The 2,028-nt window shown below is 51.4% G+C and carries 4 protein-coding genes; all 4 read right to left on the bottom strand.

Features of this window, described 5'->3' with window-relative positions:
* On the bottom strand, positions 1-640 hold a 640-nt coding region (locus ACFS25_RS27610), incomplete at its 3' end, for a ketopantoate reductase family protein (RefSeq protein WP_381507784.1).
* Between the two features lie 67 nt (positions 641-707).
* The gene (locus ACFS25_RS27605; RefSeq protein WP_381507783.1) at positions 708-800 is read right to left on the bottom strand and encodes a DUF2147 domain-containing protein; all 93 of its coding nucleotides are present in this window, start codon (positions 798-800) and stop codon (positions 708-710) included.
* A gap of 101 nt (positions 801-901) precedes the next feature.
* Positions 902-1,225, bottom strand: a complete 324-nt coding sequence (locus ACFS25_RS27600; RefSeq protein WP_381507781.1) for a DUF2147 domain-containing protein — start codon at positions 1,223-1,225, stop codon at positions 902-904.
* Positions 1,226-1,228: 3 nt separating this feature from the next.
* Complete coding sequence (locus ACFS25_RS27595; RefSeq protein WP_381507780.1) at positions 1,229-1,819, bottom strand: Crp/Fnr family transcriptional regulator; 591 nt, start codon at positions 1,817-1,819, stop codon at positions 1,229-1,231.
* Between the last annotated feature and the right edge of the window lie 209 nt (positions 1,820-2,028).

Genomic DNA, 2,028 nt, shown 5'->3' with positions numbered 1-2,028 from the left:
AGTGAAATACCCCTTCGACGGAACCCACCCGTAAGACTTCGGCGAAGAAGCCGGCATCGACGGCGAAATGAATCCACAACCAGCCCCGGAAATCCCGGTGTTCATGAAGTTTAAACCCACTGGTGGCGAACAAATCCCGAATGGCTAAGTCTCTTGGCGTCGGATCGGTACCGAAGGTGCCGAAATGAACATCGGCAAACAGCGCTCCGGTTAGCACCCCGTTCGCATCGAATCCGCCCCCGGCCTGGGGGAAACCCCAGACCAGTTGTTCCGCCGGTAGCGCCGAAGCCTGTTCTTGAGGATCTTGCCAGAAATTATTAAAAATCAACACCGTGGTGTTGCTAATCAGGGGGGCCAGGAAGGCCGCCACTTCCCCGAACTGGTAATGCTGGACGCTGACAACAATCAGGTCATAGGTATGGCCAACGGGAATACTTTCCCGCAGTTGCACAGGCCAGCGTTCATTCACTAAAACGCCTTTGGTTTTGGTGCGGGCATCTAGTAAATGTAGGGGCAGGGTGGATCCTAACGTTGCCGCCCGCCCCGGCCTAACGTAAAACTCGACGGTGTGTCCGGCTTTCTCAAAAGCCCAGCCGTATTGAGCCGCAATTACTCCTCGGCCAACCATTAAAATTTTCATGTTGCTTTCTTAATTAAAGTTGATTGTCGCACGACTGATCGCTGGTAGACGGGTCGCCTGCCAGACCTTATTTTACTTTCGTCCATACTTCCGTACGGCCGAAGAGGGCAAGCCCTACATAGCCCCGAATGCTCAGGTTTCCCGGATCTTTGAGCGTCATTTTGCAGGCATAGGTCTTACCTTCCCGTGGGTTATAGATCGTACCCTCTTTTCAGGTATCGGCCCCCTCATAAACGAAGTTGTTCAGTATGACCAGACCGATCATCTTCCGCTGCCGAAGCGTTGGTTCGAGATTCTTTTCATCGGTCGTGGCCTGGCCCACCCCCAGATAATTTTACCGACGTAGGTGGTCCCCTGCTGGTAGATGGCGATCCAGCTATCTTTTTTGGCAGACAGCCACTCGCCTACGATAGCGGTAGCGGGTTGTTGTCCATAGGCGGTAGCCAGTAGGAACAGCACGATCAGGCCAGTCATCAGGCCCCGGGTGTATAAGTGTTCGTTGGGTGATTCATCGTCTTTGTGCGTGCAGTTGATACGACAAAGCTCGCGGGATCGGTTGGCCTTTAGCTGTAACAAATGGTACAAACGTTACAGGCCGGTAATTTTTTTTCGGATTCGGCTCAGTGAAGGTCGTTCGATGCCCAAGTAGGAGGCCAGATGAGATAACGAGACGCGGTTGAATAAATCGGAGGAGTGCTGGATAAAGTCAAGATAGCGCTGTTCCGCCTGATCAAACTGAAAACTTTCCACCCGCGCGTTGAGCATTTTCAGGGTCTCTTCGGCAATCAGCCGCCCATACCTTTCTAGGCCATGGTGGGTTGTATAACACTGTTGTATGTGCTGGTAAGAGAGGGTGAGCAGGGTGGTCGGCTCCAGACACTGAAAGTAACAGCGGCTGGGCTTTTGCGTAAGCAGGGAGGAATAGTCGGTGGCATAGTCATTCTCTTTGGCAAAATAGAAGGTGACTTCCTCTCCCTGGTGATTGAGATAGTAGCCCCTGACCAACCCACTAGCGACGAATCCCAGTAGGTGGTTCTGTTTCCCCGCCTGGATAAAGAACTCTTTAGGCTTTAGGGTGAGTCGTACGAGACCACCGCATAAATAATCCCACTCGTCCTGGGTCAAGTTGGGGTGCAGATGGCTAACGGCTTGCCTAAACCGATCTATATCCGTTGTCATGGGTTTTGCTGGAAAGTGCTTCGGGTTTTATAAGCTCCTGATCTCGTATGCGACTAACTGAAGTTGACAAACATTAAAAAGTAATCGTCTAATAAAAAGCTACTTCCTGAGACAACTCAATCTTTATTTATCTGTTTCAGTAAACGCCCGTGGCTGTTGCACAACTCCGCTTCCCATATCGGTTGTTCATCCTGTATAGGCTAGTGGTC

It is taken from the genome of Spirosoma flavum (genome assembly GCF_042686045.1).
Taxonomy (GTDB): domain Bacteria; phylum Bacteroidota; class Bacteroidia; order Cytophagales; family Spirosomataceae; genus Spirosoma; species Spirosoma flavum.
This window is presented reverse-complemented; position numbering and strand designations above follow the sequence as displayed.

What these genes read in the sequence shown, in the direction of transcription:
- ACFS25_RS27595 (WP_381507780.1), bottom strand. Translation starts at nt 1,819, where the DNA reads ATGACAACGGATATAGATCGGTTTAGGCAAGCCGTTAGCCATCTGCAC.
- ACFS25_RS27605 (WP_381507783.1), bottom strand. Translation starts at nt 800, where the DNA reads ATGACGCTCAAAGATCCGGGAAACCTGAGCATTCGGGGCTATGTAGGG.